Source organism: Streptosporangium sp. NPDC050284 (genome assembly GCF_044459525.1).
In the GTDB taxonomy this organism is placed as follows: domain Bacteria; phylum Actinomycetota; class Actinomycetes; order Streptosporangiales; family Streptosporangiaceae; genus Streptosporangium.
Genome location: NZ_JBITIZ010000033.1, coordinates 26185 through 41929, shown reverse-complemented (window position 1 = coordinate 41929; position 15745 = coordinate 26185). Strand labels below are relative to the sequence as shown.

At 72.5% G+C, this 15745-nt stretch carries 15 protein-coding genes; 9 read left to right on the top strand and 6 right to left on the bottom strand.

Translation table 11 applies throughout. From position 1 onward, the window contains the following. Positions 1 to 187 (bottom strand): cellulose binding domain-containing protein (locus tag ACIBH4_RS38305; protein ID WP_362769757.1); only part of this gene is annotated, 187 nt, incomplete at its 3' end. Between the two features lie 845 nt (positions 188 to 1032). Then, positions 1033 to 1380, bottom strand: a complete 348-nt coding sequence (locus ACIBH4_RS38300) for a luciferase family protein (RefSeq protein ID WP_362521523.1) — start codon at positions 1378 to 1380, stop codon at positions 1033 to 1035. 292 nt (positions 1381 to 1672) lie between these two features. Here ACIBH4_RS38300 and ACIBH4_RS38295 point away from each other — a divergent pair, with 292 nt between their 5' ends. Continuing rightward, positions 1673 to 2332 (top strand): VC0807 family protein, encoded by a 660-nt coding sequence (locus ACIBH4_RS38295; protein WP_362521526.1) that lies wholly within the window; start codon positions 1673 to 1675, stop codon positions 2330 to 2332. 129 nt (positions 2333 to 2461) lie between these two features. Here ACIBH4_RS38295 and ACIBH4_RS38290 read toward each other — a convergent pair whose 3' ends face one another. Continuing rightward, positions 2462 to 4855 (bottom strand): ABC transporter permease, encoded by a 2394-nt coding sequence (locus tag ACIBH4_RS38290; RefSeq protein WP_362521529.1) that lies wholly within the window; start codon positions 4853 to 4855, stop codon positions 2462 to 2464. Continuing rightward, entirely contained in the window at positions 4849 to 5757 is a 909-nt protein-coding gene (locus tag ACIBH4_RS38285) for an ABC transporter ATP-binding protein (RefSeq protein WP_362769755.1), read from the bottom strand. The genes ACIBH4_RS38290 and ACIBH4_RS38285 overlap by 7 nt, the downstream gene beginning before the upstream one ends. 112 nt (positions 5758 to 5869) lie before the next feature. Between ACIBH4_RS38285 and ACIBH4_RS38280 the strand changes: the two genes are divergently transcribed. From ACIBH4_RS38280 to ACIBH4_RS38245, 8 genes are all read left to right on the top strand, one after another. Beyond that, positions 5870 to 7078 (top strand): sensor domain-containing protein, encoded by a 1209-nt coding sequence (locus ACIBH4_RS38280; RefSeq protein ID WP_362521535.1) that lies wholly within the window; start codon positions 5870 to 5872, stop codon positions 7076 to 7078. Continuing rightward, on the top strand, positions 7060 to 7749 hold the full coding sequence (locus ACIBH4_RS38275) for a response regulator transcription factor (protein WP_362769753.1): 690 nt from the start codon (positions 7060 to 7062) through the stop codon (positions 7747 to 7749). Before ACIBH4_RS38280 ends, ACIBH4_RS38275 begins: the two co-directional genes overlap by 19 nt. Positions 7750 to 7955: 206 nt before the next feature. Continuing rightward, complete coding sequence (locus tag ACIBH4_RS38270) at positions 7956 to 8429, top strand: TspO/MBR family protein (protein WP_362521541.1); 474 nt, start codon at positions 7956 to 7958, stop codon at positions 8427 to 8429. Positions 8430 to 8532: 103 nt separating this feature from the next. Then, the gene (locus tag ACIBH4_RS38265; protein ID WP_362521544.1) at positions 8533 to 9252 is read left to right on the top strand and encodes a DedA family protein; all 720 of its coding nucleotides are present in this window, start codon (positions 8533 to 8535) and stop codon (positions 9250 to 9252) included. Positions 9253 to 9678: 426 nt separating this feature from the next. After that, positions 9679 to 10497 carry a DMT family transporter gene (locus ACIBH4_RS38260; RefSeq protein WP_362769751.1) on the top strand — a complete coding sequence of 273 codons (819 nt, stop codon included), beginning with the start codon at positions 9679 to 9681 and terminating at the stop codon, positions 10495 to 10497. A gap of 22 nt (positions 10498 to 10519) precedes the next feature. Next, positions 10520 to 11740 carry a glycosyltransferase gene (locus tag ACIBH4_RS38255; RefSeq protein WP_362769749.1) on the top strand — a complete coding sequence of 407 codons (1221 nt, stop codon included), beginning with the start codon at positions 10520 to 10522 and terminating at the stop codon, positions 11738 to 11740. Between the two features lie 118 nt (positions 11741 to 11858). Further along, positions 11859 to 12569, top strand: a complete 711-nt coding sequence (locus tag ACIBH4_RS38250) for a DUF998 domain-containing protein (protein WP_362769747.1) — start codon at positions 11859 to 11861, stop codon at positions 12567 to 12569. Positions 12570 to 12691: 122 nt separating this feature from the next. Beyond that, positions 12692 to 13624, top strand: a complete 933-nt coding sequence (locus ACIBH4_RS38245; RefSeq protein WP_362769746.1) for an acyl-ACP desaturase — start codon at positions 12692 to 12694, stop codon at positions 13622 to 13624. Positions 13625 to 13667: 43 nt separating this feature from the next. Here the strand turns inward: ACIBH4_RS38245 and ACIBH4_RS38240 are convergent, their stop codons facing one another. Next, positions 13668 to 14267: a dihydrofolate reductase family protein gene (locus ACIBH4_RS38240; protein WP_362769744.1), complete on the bottom strand. Its 600-nt coding sequence runs from the start codon at positions 14265 to 14267 to the stop codon at positions 13668 to 13670. Between the two features lie 182 nt (positions 14268 to 14449). Beyond that, positions 14450 to 15667, bottom strand: a complete 1218-nt coding sequence (locus ACIBH4_RS38235) for an MFS transporter (RefSeq protein WP_364237648.1) — start codon at positions 15665 to 15667, stop codon at positions 14450 to 14452. Positions 15668 to 15745: the final 78 nt, after the last annotated feature.

Sequence of the window (15745 nt, the reverse complement as noted above, 5' to 3'; positions counted from 1 at the left end):
ACCAACCGTTGATCGCCGTCGTACCACCATTCGTGATCGTGTACTTGCCCTCGAAACCGGTACCCCAGTCCGAGGTCTTGGTGAAGACGGCGGTGACCGAGGCGGCCTGGGCGGGTAGCGCGACCGTCATCGCCAGGAGGAGGGCCGCCAGTGCGACGAGGGAACGAGCGATGGCGTGTGGTTTCACGTTGACCTCATGCATTCCGTGGGGTGACCGTACGGCCCGCGCCGCGCGAGGGGGGATGCGCGGATGTGGCGCGAGCCGTACGGCGGGGTGGGCTCGGTCTCGCCCGAGGGGCGGAGACCGTTCCGTTGATCGGCGCGGGGCGCCGGGGACCGCCGGGACCGGCGGAGCGTCACCGGCTCGTGGCTCCCGGGCGGCGGTGTTCGGCCGTGGCTCGCGGGCGCCGGCCTGAGTCCTCGGGGCGGGCGACGGCGGCGCCGATGAGCGCCGTGGGGACGCCCGTATCGATGGCGGGCGTGGCGATGGCCGTGACGGCGAGGAGGGGGGCGGCCGTGACGCCGGGCGTGGGCAGGCCTCGGCGAGGGCTTGCAGCCGCAGTCAGGACGGGCGGGGAAAAGGTGCGCCGCATGATCGCTCCGATGGACGTGGAACCTGGGGGGTGAGGCGTCCGGACGGTCGGACCTTCGGTGGCGACGGCTGCCGCCGTCGGTTGTCGCAGCTAGGGGTCGGCGAGAGGGGACGCGCGAGCCATGGGCACCCCCAGTCGGCACTTCTTTTAGGAAAGTTTCCTAAGAGTTGTCGTGATCGTAGCCTTGACAGACCCCTGACACAAGGCCCAAAAAACGTCGGCCGCTCACGCCGTCCGGGAAACCCGGGAGAGGATGGCGCCGGCCGCGGACGAGCGCGGGCGCGCCGTTCGTCGACTTCGGTGCGAGGTCGGCCATCGCGGACTCCGGTTCGCGATGGCGACGCCGACGAGCGAGAGGAGCGACCCGAGGTCGGCTGTCACGAGCCCTGATTCACCGTGGTCGCGACGCCGACGAGCGAGAGGAGCGGCCCCGGGTCGGCTATCGCGAGCCCTGGTTCGCCTTGATCGCGACGCTGACGAGCGAGAGGAACAGCTCGGCGTCGGCCCGGCCCTCGATGGACATGGCCACCCACCCGTCGTCGGCTCCGGGGGTGACCCGGCGACAGTCGGTGAGCACCCGCGCCCATCGGTCGATCACGGGTTTGGTGAGGAGCAGCTCCGCCGTATGGTCGCCGGACATCCTGACGATCTCCCGGCCGCCGGCCTGGAACCCCAGCCCTTTTCTGGTGCGCCTCAGCGCCAGGTCCGGCCAGCGGAGGAGCTGGGCGGCCACATTCTCGACACCCTCGGTGGAACGGCGGGACGCGTGCGTGCGCAGCACTGCCATGTCTCTCATCGTCGCGGACCGGACACGATCGGGAAAGCTACCGTTTCTTAACCGTTACCGGCACAGTGATCCTTTTGGCGAATCGTAATGATCCTCACCGGTCTCAACCGTTATTGCAGTGTTATTGACTTGTTTTCGCGAAGGCACGGGCCGAGGTCAGGTACGGTGAGTGCCCGGTGACCACCGGAGGTAGCCCTCTCCAGCACCCCCTGCGACTGCTGACATGTTCGTGTCACGCCGGGGTAGGCGTGAGCGTCCAGCGTCTGCCACCGCACCAGCCCGTGGAGCGTCAATGAGCCACCAGCCCATCGTCCTCCCCCGTCTCGCCGCTCTCGCCAGGCAGGCCGCGCCGAGACTGCTGGAGGGCGTCGTCGCCCCCCTCGCCGTCTTCTACGCCGCCCTCGCCCTCCTCGGCCTCAAGGGCGCGCTGATCGCGGCGGTCGCCTGGGTGTACGCGGGGGTGGGGTGGCGGCTGGTCCGGCGGGTCCCCGTGCCGGGGACGATGATCCTCGCCACCATCGCGATCACCGTGCGAGCGCTGCTGGGGTTCTGGACCGGGAGCGCGGTGATCTACTTCCTCCAGCCGGAACTCGGGACGATCTGCATCAGCGTGGTCTTCCTCGCCTCGGTGCGCCTCAACCGCCCGCTGGTGCAGAGGCTCACCCTTGACTACATCCATCTGCCCTCCGCGGTGCTGAGACACGAGCGGGTCCGCCGCTTCTTCGCCCGCATCACCCTGCTGTGGGCCTTCGTGCTGCTCGCCAACTCCGCGGTGAGCATCTGGCTCCTGCTGCACGAGTCGATCGGCACCTACCTGCTGGTCCGCACCACCGCCGTGGCCGTGATCAGCGGCCTGGCGGTGGCCTTCTCCCTGTACGCCTTCCGCCGGATGCTGAGCCGCCTGCACTACGAACCCGTCGCCACCCCGGCCATCGCCGCCCCGCCCGCCTAGCGCTCCGGCTCCCGCCCGTCCCGGCCACCTGACCGCTCGGGCTCCCGCCCCGCGCGGCCGTCGCCGCGCCGGTCACCCGGTGTCCGGGCGTCCGGCGCGGTCCCCCGGTGTTCGGAGCGTCCGGAGCGGTCAGCGCCTCGCCTGGAGCCGTACGGCGGGGCGGGCGGCGAGTACGGCGGCGCAGACGGCGAGGGCCAGGCAGGCGGCGATCACCCCCAGGATGAGCGGCCACGGCACCACGAGGGGGACGTCCGCGTGCATCGCCGTGGCGAGGGCGCCTCGCATTCCCAGCAGCGCGGGCAACGCCACCACGAGCCCCAGTCCCGCGCCGAGCAGCACCACGAGCGCCGACTCGGCGGCCACCGTCCCGAGCACCTGCCGTCCCGTCGCGCCCGACAGGCGCAGCACCGCGAGGTCGCGGACGCGCCCGGCCGCCGACATCACCATCGTGTTCACGATCGCCACGCCCGCGTAGGCCGTGGACACCACGACGAGGAGCACGGTCGCGATCCACACCAGCCGGTCCTCCTCGGCGTCCGCCTCCGCCGAATAGGTGCGGACGTCCACCGCGCGTGCCCCCGGACCTGGCGGCGCCGGGGCACCGGCGACGTACGCCTCCTTGGCGAGGGTCGTCGCGTCGTGCCTTCTGAACAGTTCGCGGGACAGCAGGACGTCGGCGTCCGCCCCCCGGATCACGCCCCCCACCGTCGGTGACGCCGAGGTGCCGTCCTCGAACGACACCGGCAGCGGCGAGCCCGGCCGCAGCCCCCGATCCTCGGCCAGCCAATCCGCCACGAGCACCCGGTCAGCGTCCCTGAGCGCGTCGAGCGAGCCGGACACCACCTGGACGTCACCCGCCGACTCCAGGAGTTCCGGGGTGGCGCCGATCGCGCTCAGGACACCGCCGTCCGGTTCGAACAGAGCGCCGAACAGGGACGATCGTGCGCCCGACGCCGACGCCGCCGTGTCCGTGAGCCCCGGCGTGCCGTCCGGCACGATCACCGCGTCCGCCCGGATCGTGGTGGCGCGCACCTCGGCGAACGCCGCGGCCGTCGTCTGCACCATTCCCGTGATCAGGATCGCGCAGCCCACCGTGACCAGTACCGGGGTGGCCGTGGCCGCGGTGCGGCGGACCGCGGTCAGCGCGTTCTCCCTGACGAGCGTCCCGGTCGCGCCCCGGCCTCGGGCGAGCGGCCACGACACCAGCCGCGCCACCGGCGGCACGACCGCGGGAGAGAGCAGCGCGAGCCCCGCGATCACCCCCATCGCCGCGACCAGGCCAGACAGCGCGAACGCCTCCGAGCCGTCAGAACCCCACGCGTCGACCGCGGCCGCCAGTCCCAGCGCGCAGCACGCCGCCCCGGCGATCCACCGCGCGCGCGGCATCGGCCGGTCGTCCACCTCGGCCTCGCGCAACGCCTCCAGCGGACGTACACGCGCGGCCCGTCCGGACGCCGACCACACCCCCGCCAGCGTGACGACCACTCCCATCGCGAACGAGCCCGCGAGCGGCGGCGCCGACGATCGCACCGCGAAGCCCGGTGGTTCGAACCCGGCCGTGATCAGCACGTCCCCCAGCACGGGAGCGAGCGAGGCTCCGGCCGCCACCCCCGCCGCCGTCGCGATCACGCCGACCACCAGCGCCTCGCCGTACACCATCCTCCGCACCTGGCGCGGCGTCGCGCCGACGGCGCGCAGCAGGCCGAACTCGCGGCGCCGCTGCGCCACCCCCACCGCGAACGTCGAGCCCACGACCAGGATCGACACGAACACCGACAGCGTGGCCATCCCGGTGAGCACCTGCAGGCCGATCCAGCGGGTCCGCTCGTGTTCCCTCGTCTCCAGGACGTCGCGCCCCTCCCCCGTGCGCACCACGCCGGACGCGCCGGCCACCGTCCGTGCGGTCGCGGCGACCGCGGCGACGTCCGCCCCCGGCTTCGTGACCAGGCCGATCGCGCGCACCCCCGCCGATACGCGGGCCGCCTCGGTGTCGCTCAGGTACACGCCTGGCCCGTTCACCGTGCCGGACACCGTGTACGTCACCGGCCCGTGCGCGGTCAGCACCCGTACCCGCGCCCCCGGCGCGAGCCCCAGCGTCCGGTCCAGCGCCACCTCGCCCTCCCTCGGCGCGGCACCCGCCGTCAGTGTGTACGGCGCCAGCGTCGCCGCCGACCACGCGTACCCCCGGTCACCCGGCACCGGCCTGCCGTCGATGACCGGCTGTGCGTAGAACATCCGATCCGGTATGGCGTGCGCCACCCCGGGGATCGCGCCCAGCCGTTCCCGCAGCGACGCGACCGTCTCCGGCGACCAGGGACGATCCGGGGCGAAGTTACCGTCGCCCCGCTCGATCGTCGGCACCGAGACGAACACGGGCGTCCCCGCCAGCCGGTCGGGCACCCTCGCCCCGGCCGAGGTGAGGGCGAGGACGCTCATCGACACCATCGTCATGCCGAGGAACAGCACGACGAACCCCCCGGCGAAGGAGTGCCACCGCTCCCGCAATGTCGCGAAGGTCAGCACGGCACGGCCTCCAGTGCGGCCATCCGGGCGGCGACGAGCTCGGCGGTGACGGTTCCGGTGTACTCGTCCACCACGCGCCCGTCGGCGAGGAAGAGCACCCGGTCGGCGTAGGAGGCCGTCACCGGATCGTGCGTCACCATGATCATTGTCTGTCCGTGGTCGTCGACGAGCCCGCGCAGCATGCCGAGGACCTGGTGCGACACCCTGGTGTCGAGCTGGCCGGTCGGCTCGTCGGCGAACACCACGGCGGGCCTGGTGATCAGCGCCCGCGCGATGGCCACACGCTGCTGCTCGCCGCCGGACAGACCGCTTGGCCGGTGCCCCGCCCGGTCCGCGAGGCCGACCTCCGCCAGCGCCGCCCGGATCAGGCCGGGCGGGGCCGCGCGGCGGGCCAGACGCAGCGGCAACGCGACGTTCTGCTCGGCGGTGAGCGCGGACACCAGGTTGAACGCCTGGAAGACGAACCCCACCCGCTCGCGGCGCAGCAGGGTGAGGCCGTTCTCGCTCAGCGAGCCGAGGTCGGTGTCCTCGATCACGACCGTGCCGTCGGTCGGCCGGTCCAGGCCCGCCGCGCAGTGCAGCAGGGTGGACTTGCCGGATCCGGAAGGACCCATGATCGCCGTCAGCGTGCCCGCGTGGAAGCTCGCCGTCACCCCGTCGAGGGCCCTCACCCGGTGGTCTGCCGTGCCGTACGACCGGCGCACCGCCCGCAGCCGCACGGTCTCCCGGTGATCGGCACCGGCCCCTTTCCTGTGCGCGCGGTCCCTGCCGCCGATGGGCTCCTTCGGGTGCGCGCGGTCTCGGCCGTCCGAGGCGGCTGACGGGTGACCATGCTCTCGTCCGCCGGTGGACTCCGTCGGATGCGTGCGGTCCGGGCCGTCCGGAGTGTCTGTCGGATGCATGCCATTCAGCAAAGCCGCCCATGCCGTTCCGGCGCATTGGCGCAGGGGCGAGAGGTGAGGGTAGACCTGGCACTACCGCGCCCGCGCCCCCGGATCGGTTAACGTCGGGGGGATGTTCGCCCGTACTGCCCTGGCGGCGATGACCCGCAGGCCGTCGGTGTTCCTCCGCTCCTCGTGGCCCTGGCGTTCGCTCGCCTACCTGCTGTGCAGCGCGATCCACGCGGTGGCCGCGTGCGTGATGATCTACGCGGCCTACGCCTACGGCGTCGGGATCGCGAGCGTGGCCGGGCTGATCGCCGTGATCGTGCTCACCCTGCCGTCGGCGGCGTTCGAACGATGGCGGCTCCGGTTGGTGGACGGCGCGCCCGTGCCCGACCCGCACCTGAGGCCGCCGCGCCCGGGTCCGTGGGCCTGGATCACCACCCGCCTGCGCGAGCAGGCGACCTGGCGGGAACTCGGGTTCACGGTCGTCGCGGTGTCCGTGATGTGGCTGATGGACCTGGGACTGGTCTCGTCGGCGCTCTGGCTGCCGCTGCTGTTGATGTCGGGGCCGTTCCAGCCGAGCATGGACCCGCTGGACGGCGTGCCGCTGTTCGTCGCCGGGCTGCTGCTGTTCCCGCTCTTCGCCTACATGATGGCCGCGTGGGCGGGCACCCGGGCCCTGATCGCGCGGGCCCTCCTCGCGCCGGACCACACGGAGATCATCCGCTCTCGCGCCCGGCTCGTCGACGCGTTCGAGGCCGAACGCCGCCGGATCGAGCGCGACCTGCACGACGGCGCCCAGCAACGACTGGTGTCCCTCAGCATGAGGCTCGGCCTCGCCCGGCTCGACCTTCCGCCGGGATCGCCCGCCGAGGCGCAGATCGTCGAGGCGCACGAGGAGGCCAAACGCGCCCTCGCCGAGCTGCGCGAGCTGATCCGGGGCGTCCATCCCCAGGTGCTCACCGACCGAGGGCTGGGCGCGGCGGTACGCGATGTGGCGGGCCGCTCCCCCGTCCCCGTCCACGTCGACGTCTCGCTGCCCTGCCGGTTGCCGTCCCCGATCGAGGTGACCGCCTACTACGTCGTGTCGGAGGCGCTCACCAACCTCGCCAAGCACAGCCTGGCCCGGCGCGGTTTCGTGTACGGCCGGCTCCACGACGGCACGCTGGTGCTGGAGATCGGCGACGACGGGGTGGGAGGCGCCGACCCGGCGGCCGGGTCGGGGCTTATCGGCCTCGCCGACCGGGTCGCCGTGACCGACGGCGTGATGACCCTGTCCAGCCCGCCCGGCGGGCCGACGTCGCTGCGTGTGGAGATCCCGTGTCCCGTCTCCGGATAGTCCTCGCCGAGGACGGCGTACTGCTCCGCGAAGGGCTCGCCGGGCTCCTCGACCGGTTCGGCCACGAGGTCGTCGCCTCGGTCGGCGACGGCGAGGCGCTGATCGCCGCCGTGTCCGAGCACGAACCCGACATCGTCGTCGTCGACGTGCGCATGCCGCCCGACTTCACCGACGAGGGACTGCGCGCCGCGCTCGCGCTGCGCGCCTCCCACCCCGGGCTCGCCGTCCTGGTGCTCAGCCAGTACGTCGAGCAGACTTACGCGGCCGAGCTGCTCGACTCCGACGGCGGCGCGGGAATCGGCTACCTGCTGAAGGACAGGATCGGCGAGGTGCGGGAGTTCGTGGACGCGGTGGAGCGGGTCGCCGAGGGACACACGGTCGTGGACCCGGAGGTGGTGCGGCAACTGCTCAGCCTCCGGCGCGGGCCGCTGTCCCGGCTCACCCCGCGCGAGCGGGAGGTCCTCGGCCTGGTCGCGGAGGGCCGCTCCAACGCCGCCATCGCCCGCGCTCTGGTGGTCACCGAGGCGGCGGTGTCCAAGCACATCGCCGGCATCCTCACCAAGCTCGACCTGCCCGTCGCGCAGGACGACCACCGCCGCGTCCTCGCCGTCCTCGCCTATCTACGGGGCCGGCCGGACGGACCGGAGGCGGAGCGACCGCTCCGGCGCTGATCGCGCCTCCTCGGTCCGGCCGGTGAGCTCGGGGGCCCCACCACGAGCGGCGCGTGGCCCCGCTGCCCCGCCCGGCCGGTGCGCTCGGGGGACGCCCCCCGGAAGGCGCTTTCCATGCCTCACGCCTCATGTCGATCGAACCCCGCTCCCCCGTACGGGGAAACCACCGCGGGGTAGTTCCACGAAGAAGAGGGCAGGGGGTTTCTATGGTCATCACACAGCAACCGAAACGCTGGGCCGGCCTGCCGGTATTCGTCGTCGCGCTCGTGCTGGTGGCGGTGGTGGGCTCGCTGGCGGCCGTCAACGCGGGTGGTGAGTACCTGTCGCTGGAACGGCCGCCGTGGGCGCCGCCGCAGTGGCTGTTCGGCCCGGCCTGGACGGTCCTGTACATCATGATCGCCCTGTCCGGCTGGCTCGCCTGGTCGGCGGGCGGCCTCACCCCGGCGCTCGGCGTCTACGCGGTCCAGCTGGTCCTCAACATGGCCTGGACGCCGCTGTTCTTCGGCGCCGGGCAGTACGGACTCGCGTTCGCGGAGATCGTCGTCCTCTGGCTCGCGATCGCGCTCAACATCGCGATGTTCCGGCGGATCAGCCGCCCGGCCGCCTGGCTGCTCGTGCCCTACCTGCTCTGGGTGACGTACGCGGCCTCGCTGAACTTCGCCATCTGGCAGCTCAACTGAGTCCCCTACCCGAGGGCTTCTCAGGGGCGGTTCCTCAGGGGCGGTGAGACGGACCCCGGTGTTCTTCAGGGATGTGCGGTGAAGAACCCCGGGGCGCTCCCCGATGTCCGGGGGGTGGTGGGCCGTCAGCCTGCTGGGTGAGACATCCGCGACCCCCCGGCTGGAGCCCGACGTGACACAGGCCATCCTCGACGCCCTGCACGATGTGATGACATCTCCCTGGATCTACCTGGCGCTGTTCGCGCTGGCGATGCTCGACGGGTTCTTTCCCGTGGTCCCGGCGGAGACGTCCGTCATCACCGCCGGGGTGTTCGCCGCCGCCACCGGGGCGCCCGACCTGCTCCTGGTGATCGTGGTGGCCGCGCTGGGCGCGTTCGTGGGCGACCACGTCTCGTACGCCATCGGGCGTACCACCAACGACCGGCTGCGCAACGGCAGGCGCAGCCGCCGGGCGTTCGCCTGGGCGGAGAGGGCGCTGGCCGAGCGGGGCGGGCTCGTCCTCGTGGTGGCCCGCTACATCCCCGGCGGCCGGACCGCCTGCACCCTGACGATGGGCGCGGTTGCCTATCCCCGGCGCTCGTTCGCCCTCTTCGACGCCCTCGCCGCGGGGAGCTGGGCGATCTACTCGGGACTGATCGGCTACGTGGGCGGCGCGGCCTTCGAGAACGACCCGATCAAGGGTCTGCTCCTCGGTCTCGGCATCGCCCTGACGATCACCGTCGTGGTCGAGGTCGTCCGCCACCTCCGCCACCGCCGTACCGCGCCGCGCGTGGAGAGTGCGCCGCTCACCTCGGGTGAGCGGCGCGGCGGCGCGGCCGCCTGAGGCGGAGGCGTCCGGACACGAGGACGCCGTCGGCGACGTCGGCCTCGGGTTCGGGGCCGGGTTCGGCCTCGGGGACGGGGACGGGGACGGGTTCGGGTTCGGGGACGGGGACGGGGACGGGTTCGGGTTCGGGGACGGGGACGGGGACGGGTTCGGGTTCGGGGACGGGGACGGGTTCGGGTTCGGCGACTTCGGCGGTGAGGGAGGCGCTCCCCGCCTGGTCGAGCCCGCTCAGGAGAGGCCCGCGGGGCGACGGCCCCGACGCGAATCCCGGGGAATCCCCTGCGAAGTCAGGGAGAACCCCTATGGCTCCGCTGCCCGCCCTCGCGGGACGCTTCGACTGTTCACCACAAACCCCTCAACGGACGCCTCCACGAGGTGATCCGGTCATCTCGCCATGGCTTCATCTGCTTGGGAGGAGTGCGCATGACTGTGCTGGCGGTCGGCCTGGCGTTGCTGGGATCCCTGTTCTTCGCACTCGGTGCCGCGCTGCAGCAGTTCGAGGCGGCGGGCACGCCCCACGCCGGCCTTGGCCGTCTCGCCAGGCGACCCCGGTGGCTGATCGGCGGCCTGGCCATCGCGGGCGGCACGGCCCTGCACATCGTCGCGCTGAAATACGGCCCGCTCACGCTGGTGCAGCCGCTGGGCGTGGCCAGCCTCCTGTTCGCCCTGCCCTGCGCCGCGGCCCTGCGACACCGCAGGCCACGGGCCGGCGAGCTGGCCTCGGCCGCGGTGATCGCCGTCGGGCTGATCGGCCTGGTGATGGTCGTGCCCGAGCACGCGGGCAAACCCCACCTCAGCACCGGGGAGGCGGTGGCCCTGCTCGCGGGGGCGGCCACCGCCGCCCTGATGCTGTGGGCCCTCGCCAGGCGGGTCTCCCCCGCCGTGCGGGCCTGTCTGCTCGCCGTGGGAGCGGGCGTGCTGTACGGCGCGACCGCCACGCTCACCCGCGTCCTGGTCGACGGTGACTGGGAGTTCTGGTTCCTGCTCGCCGTCCCGATGCCCGCCCTGATCGCGCTGGTACTGCTCCAACGCGCCTACGCCGTCGGCCACTTCGGCGTGGCGTTCGCCGCCCTGCAGGTGGCCGACCCCCTCACCGCCGTCGCCTTCGGCGCCCTCCTGCTCGGCGAACCCCTGCCGACGGGCGCGGCGAGCGCGCTCACCGCCCTGGTGGCCGCCGCCCTCGTCGCAGGCGGAACCGTCGCGCTGGCCCGTACCACCCCGATGTCCCCCCACATGACGTGACAGCACGACGAACGGAGCCTTGATGGCCATGTCAGCCACCACCCTGCAGCCCTCGATACCGGGCCCCACCCTCCTGCCCACCCGGCCCCGCCGGGTGCTGATCGGGGCCGACACCTACCCGCCGGACGTGAACGGTGCCGCCTACTTCGCCCACCGGCTCGCCCAGGGACTGGCCGAGCGGGGGAACGAGGTCCACGTGGTGTGCGCCTCGGACGAGGGACCGGCCAGGACCGAGCACCTGGACGGGGTGACCGTGCACAGGCTGCGCTCGGCGCCGGTGCTGGTCCACCCGACCATGCGGGTCACGGTGCCGACCCGGCTGGACCGGCTGATCGACAGGATCGCCCCGGACGTCGTCCACGTGCAGGCGCACTTCGTCGTCGGCCGCGCGGCGATCTCCGCCTCCCGGCGCGCGGGCGTCCCCGTCGTGGCGACCAACCACTTCATGCCGGACAACCTCTTCCAGTTCGCGCACATCCCCGGCCGCCTCCGCGAGGGGGCGGGGGCGCTGGCCTGGAGGGACTTCAACCGCGTCTACTCCAGGGCCGACCGCGTCACCACGCCCACCCGGATCGCGGCCGGGCTGCTCACGGCCAAGGGTTTCGGCCCGCCGGTGGAGCCCATCTCCTGCGGCATCGACCTGGCGAGGTTCCAGCCGCGCCCCGAGCCGAAGGCGTGGGCCCGCGGGGCCTTCGGCCTGCCCGACCGGGACACGATCTTGTTCGTCGGCCGGCTGGACGAGGAGAAGCGGCTGGACGAGCTCATCCACGCCCTGCCGCACGTGCTCGACAACGTCGACGCGCAGATCGCGCTGGCGGGCACCGGAGGGCAGCGGGCCGCGCTCGCCAGGCTCGCCGACCGGATCGGGGTCGGGGACCGGGTGTCCTTCCTCGGGTTCGTGCCCGACGAGACGCTGCCCCAGGTGTACGCCGCAGGCGACGTCTTCGCCATGCCGGGCGTCGCGGAACTGCAGAGCATCGCCACGCTGGAGGCGATGGCCAGCGGCCTGCCGGTCGTCGCCGCGGACGCGATGGCCCTGCCGCACCTGGTACGGCCCGGCGAGAACGGTCACCTGTTCCAGCCCGGCGACGTCCGGGAACTGGCCGGACACCTGACCGCCCTGCTCGTCTCACCCCGGGAGCGGGCCACGATGGGCGCCGCGAGCCGTTCCATCGCGCTGACCCACGACCACCAGGCCTCCCTCGCCCGGTTCGAGAGGATCTACCAGGAGGTGGCGCGATGAGGTCCGGGGCGATCGCGCTCGGAGGCGGTCCGCGGGGAGACGCCGCGAGGAACTCCACGTTCGGATTTCAGGAAGGCCGCGTGACGGACTCCGAGACGATCCGTCGGGGGGTGAGGCGGTGAACGAGCGCTCGCAGTCCGTCTGGCCGGGTGTGGCCGGGCCGCTGGTCGCCCTGGCGGCGATGGGCTACGCGCACCTGGTCGCGGCGGACACGGTGAACCCGATGGGTGGCCTGATCAGCGACTACGCGCTGCGTGACGGCAGCGCCTGGGCGATGGTGGGCGGCACGATCGCTCTGGCCATGGGCTGTCTCTGGGTCGCGTACCTGCTCGCCCGGGTGGAGCCGGTGCGCGGCGCCGCGGCGCGGGCGCTGTTCGTCGCCTCGGCGCTGGGACTCCTGCTCACCGCCGCGTTCCCCACCGACGCGGCGCCCGGCGTCGTCTCGATCGCCGGGGAGATCCATCGCTGGTCGGCGGCCGTGGTCTTCACCGCGCTGCCCTGCGCGGGGTGGATGCTCGGCCGCCGGTCGGGGAACGGCCCCCTGGCGGCGGTCTCCATCTTCTCGACGGTGCTCCTCGCCTGGTTCCTCGCCGCCCACCCGGGCTCGCTCGTCTCGGAGCTGATCGAGGGCGCCGACCACTACGGCCTGGCGCAACGCCTGCTGGTGCTCTCCCAGACGGCGCTGATCCTGATGGCCGCCCTCTGGGCGGGGCACCGTGACGACGCGCCCGCTCACCGGTCGGCCGTACGGGCGCAGGACCTGGCGATTCCCGCCCAGCCCGGCCCTGAAGACACCCGCCATCCTCGCGAGCCGATCGGTCTCGGCTGACGGCGAAGCGGCTCCCTTGAATCGCTCATGGTCGAGTAAACGAGACATGTGGCACGTACCGATTACGGCCTTACCTACGCTAACGTAGGTTACGGTTCCGTAGTCTTCGAGGGAGAAACCTGATGCGAGAGTTCAGTGAGACCGAGCTGCTGCTCGAACTTGAGCCTGTCGTCGCAGGGGAGCTGGACCGGCACCACAAGGTGGCCAAGGAGTGGTTCCCGCACGAGTACGTTCCCTGGTCGGAGGGGCGAAACTACGACGGCCTCTACGACGGGGACGCCTGGGTCGAGACCGACACCAAGATCCCCGAGGAAGCCCGCATCTCCCTCATCGTCAACCTGCTGACCGAGGACAACCTCCCCAGCTACCACCACGAGATCGCCACCACCCTGGGCCGCGACGCGGCGTGGGGCACCTGGGTGCACCGCTGGACCGCCGAGGAGGGACGCCACGGCACCGCGATCCGCGACTACCTCACGGTCACCCGCGCGGTCGACCCGGTCGCGCTGGAGCGTGCCCGGATGGTGCACATGAGCGAGGGCTTCACCAACTCCTACGAGGGTGTGCTCGCCTCGGTGGCGTACGTCTCCTTCCAGGAGCTGGCCACCCGCATCTCGCACCGCAACACCGGCAAGGCCTCCGAGGACCCGAACTGCGAGCGGCTGCTCGCCAGGATCGCCGCCGACGAGAACCTGCACATGCTCTTCTACCGCAACCTGCTCAACGCGGCCTTCCAGCTCACCCCCGACCAGACCATGCGCGCCGTGACCGACGTCGTCACCACCTTCCAGATGCCCGGAACCGGCATCGAGGGCTTCACCCGCAAGGCGATGACCATCGCCAACGCCGGGATCTACGACCTGCGCCTGCACATCGACGACGTCCTGCAGCCGGTCCTGCGCCAGTGGGACGTGGCCAACATGAAGGGCCTCGGCGCCGAGGGTGAGAAGGCCCGCGAGGAGCTCTACGACTTCCTCGACCGGCTGGAGACCACCGCCTCCCGCTTCGTCGAGCGCCGCGAGGCCCGCCGCGCCCGCCAGGCCGCCGGCGCCTGACCCCCCGCCCGGTCGGCATACCCCCGGCATCGACCAGCGTCGCTCAGTTGCCCGGGACGCTCTCGGCCGCGGCCTTCTTCGCCGTCACGGTGGGCCGGTACCGCACGTTCACGACCGACGTGGGGTCGCCCTCGCCCACCCGGTGAAGGCGTACCGGCTCACCGCCGGGGTTGTCGTACAGCCGGATGCCCTCGCCGAGCAGGACCGGCGCGATGTGCAGGTCGATCTCGTCGATCAGGCCGAGTTCGAGAAGCTGACGGCCGATGGTCGGCGAGAGCACCTCGAGGTTCTTGCCGCCGGCCGCCGCCAGCCCGATCCGGACCGCCTCGGCCAGGTCGCAGCTCAGGAACGTGACCCCTTCGGCCGGCTCGGCGTCCTCGGGGTGGTGGGTGAGCACGAAGGTCGCCCCTTTCCAGGCACCGCCGTATGTGTTGCCGGCGTCCGGGAAGGCGTCCCAGCCGTCTCGCCCTCCCAGCACGGCGCCCGTGGTCTGGACATACTCCTCGACCAGGTCAGGACGGAACGAGATCCCGGTCATCATCCAGTCCATCTCGTGGTTCGGTCCCGCCACGAATCCGTCCAGGGACATCGTGAAGTGCCAGAGCACCTTCCCGCCCGCGGTCTGCGGCTCGGTGTCGCCCATTCTTCGCCTCCCGCATCTGCTTGCGATTTGCAATCGGTAGGCGAACGCTAGGCCAAACCGGTAGCAGATTGCAACCACTTCGGAGGTGGGGTGCGAGTCGACGCGTTCGGGTTGTGCGATCGATGGCGCGGCCGAGGCGGCTACGCGTACTCGCTCAGACTCAAGCCTCCTCACCGGCCGGTTCAGGCCGCGGAGACCAGCTCGCGGGCCGGGGAGCGGTCGGCCGTCGGCCGCAGGCTGCGCAGGAAGACCAGCACGAGCAGGGCGGCCAGGCCGGTCGTGACCGGGGGGACGAGGAAGGCGAACGTCGCGCCGAAGCGGTCCACGAGCTGGCCCGCGACGGCCGCTCCCGCCGCGATGCCCATGCCCACGGAGCCGTTGAGCCAGGTGAACGCCTCGGTCCTCACCTCGGCGGGCACGAGGCCCTCGACCAGGGTGTAGCCGGTAATGACGGCCGGGGCGATGACGAACCCGGCCACGGCGGCTCCGGCGTACAGCGGCGGGATCGATCCGGCGAGCGTCAGGGCGACGGTGGCCGCGGAGAGCAGCCCGAGGGCGGCGGCCAGCCTGGCCGGGGCGCCGATCCGCCAGCGGACCACGCCGTAGAGGACGCCGCCGACGAAACTCGCGCCGGAGAAGCTCGCGTACACCGGCCCTGCGGCACCGGCCTGGCCGAGCGCCGCGGTGTAGGAGGTGACGCCGACCTGGAGGCTGCCGAAGACGGTGCCGAGGGCGACGAAGGCCCCCGCGAGCACGGCCACCCCGCGCAGCCGCAGCACCCCGTGCCGGGAACGGACCCGGACCGGCATCGGCTCCGGGGCACCCCCACGCACCCCCGCGAACACGAGCGTTCCCACCACGACCATGACCAGCGCCCCCGACAGCGCCCACACCGGCGAGAACCCGGTCGAGATCGCCACGAGCAGCACCGGAGCGAGGGTGAAGGTCAACTCGTCGGTGATGGATTCGAGGGCGAAGGCCGTGTCCAGCCTGCCCGACCTGCCGAGCACGTACGCCCAGCGGGCGCGGACCATCGAACCGACCTGCGGCATCGTGGCCCCGGCCAGCGCCGAGACGACCACCAGCGAGACCGCGGAGGCGTGCGCCGAGGCGAGCACCAGCAGGGCGCCCAGCGCGACCGCGTGCACGACGACCTGCGGGACCAGAACCCTCGCCTGGCCGTACCTGTCGGCGAGCCGCCCGGTCCGCGGGCCGACCAACGCGGGCGCCACCGCGGCCACCGCGGCGGCCACCCCGGCCACGCCGTAGGAGCCGGTGGACCAGTGCACGAGCAGCAGCACGCCGAGCTGGAGCATCGCGTTCGGCAGGCGCGCGGCGAAGGCGGGGAGCAGGAACCGCCAGGCTCCGGGCGTACTGAGCACGGCGAGGTACGACTTCAACAGATCTCCGTCCAACATCCAGACGGAGGCTCCGCCCGGCTCGGGAGCCCACCGGGGGTGGTGGGCTTCGACCGGGGT

Excerpts from the sequence above, each read along its gene's own strand:
- ACIBH4_RS38300 (WP_362521523.1), bottom strand. The coding sequence starts at position 1,380 with ATGGCAGTGCTGCGCACGCACGCGTCCCGCCGTTCCACCGAGGGTGTC.
- ACIBH4_RS38295 (WP_362521526.1), top strand. The coding sequence starts at position 1,673 with ATGAGCCACCAGCCCATCGTCCTCCCCCGTCTCGCCGCTCTCGCCAGG.
- ACIBH4_RS38285 (WP_362769755.1), bottom strand. The coding sequence starts at position 5,757 with ATGCATCCGACAGACACTCCGGACGGCCCGGACCGCACGCATCCGACG.
- ACIBH4_RS38280 (WP_362521535.1), top strand. The coding sequence starts at position 5,870 with ATGTTCGCCCGTACTGCCCTGGCGGCGATGACCCGCAGGCCGTCGGTG.
- ACIBH4_RS38270 (WP_362521541.1), top strand. The coding sequence starts at position 7,956 with ATGGTCATCACACAGCAACCGAAACGCTGGGCCGGCCTGCCGGTATTC.
- ACIBH4_RS38265 (WP_362521544.1), top strand. The coding sequence starts at position 8,533 with ATGTCCGGGGGGTGGTGGGCCGTCAGCCTGCTGGGTGAGACATCCGCG.
- ACIBH4_RS38260 (WP_362769751.1), top strand. The coding sequence starts at position 9,679 with ATGACTGTGCTGGCGGTCGGCCTGGCGTTGCTGGGATCCCTGTTCTTC.
- ACIBH4_RS38255 (WP_362769749.1), top strand. The coding sequence starts at position 10,520 with ATGGCCATGTCAGCCACCACCCTGCAGCCCTCGATACCGGGCCCCACC.
- ACIBH4_RS38245 (WP_362769746.1), top strand. The coding sequence starts at position 12,692 with ATGCGAGAGTTCAGTGAGACCGAGCTGCTGCTCGAACTTGAGCCTGTC.
- ACIBH4_RS38240 (WP_362769744.1), bottom strand. The coding sequence starts at position 14,267 with ATGGGCGACACCGAGCCGCAGACCGCGGGCGGGAAGGTGCTCTGGCAC.